General features: G+C 74.7%; 1 protein-coding gene. It reads left to right on the top strand.

The window, feature by feature from the left end; translation table 11 throughout:
* Positions 1–771, top strand: a 771-nt coding sequence (locus x551_RS22880; protein WP_036252130.1) for a PAS domain S-box protein, incomplete at both ends; no start/stop codon positions are given.

Below are 771 nucleotides of genomic sequence, written 5' to 3'. Positions count from 1 at the left end.
CCTGCGGCGCACCGAGGCGGGCCTGCAGGCCGAGCGTGCGGCCGGCGGGCAGGCCGCGCGGGAAGCGACCGACAAGCTGATCGTGCTGGTGGCGGTGGTGGCCGCGCTGCTGGGTGTGGTGGCGCTGCTCGCGGTGCGCGGCTTCGCGGCCCAGCTCGCGGCCGCAGGCCGGCGCATGGAGCGCGAGGCCGGCGAGCGCGGGCACGCCCAGGAACGCATGCTCGATGCCCAGCGCCGCCTGCGCATGGTGCTCGAGCACATCAGCGAAGCCGCAATCGCCTACGACGAGTCCGGGCGCGTGCAATGGATCAACCCGGCCGGCGAAGTGATGTTCGGGCGCTCGCGCCAGGGCATCGGCGGACAGCCGATCTCGCTGCTGATCCCGTCGCTGGCCGAAGACCTGGACTGGCCGGTCACGCAGCCCGAGGCCGAACTCGACGGGCTCACCCCGTCGCCGTGGACCGTGCGCCGCGACACCGTGGCGGGCCAGCGCGCCGGCAGCGGGGGGGTCGAGGTGCCGATGGAGATCGCCCTGGTGCAGACGCACGTGGACGGCGAGCGCATCGGCATCTGCCTGTGCCGCGATCTCAGCGAGACCGAACGTGCGGTGCGCATGACGCACGCCTTCGCCGCGATGCTGGGCGACGCGCTGCGGCAGCCGCTGGCGCAGGTGCGCGATGCGCTGGCGCTGCTGCCGATGCTGCCGCCGGGTGCGCTCGAGGCCCCGCTGCGCCAGCAGCTCACGCTGGCCTGGGGCCACAGCGAGCGCAC

Source organism: Methylibium sp. T29 (genome assembly GCF_000576205.1).
In the GTDB taxonomy this organism is placed as follows: Bacteria; Pseudomonadota; Gammaproteobacteria; order Burkholderiales; family Burkholderiaceae_C; genus Methylibium; species Methylibium petroleiphilum.
The sequence above is the reverse complement of the archived record's forward strand: the minus strand, read 5'-3'. Positions and strand labels throughout refer to the sequence as shown.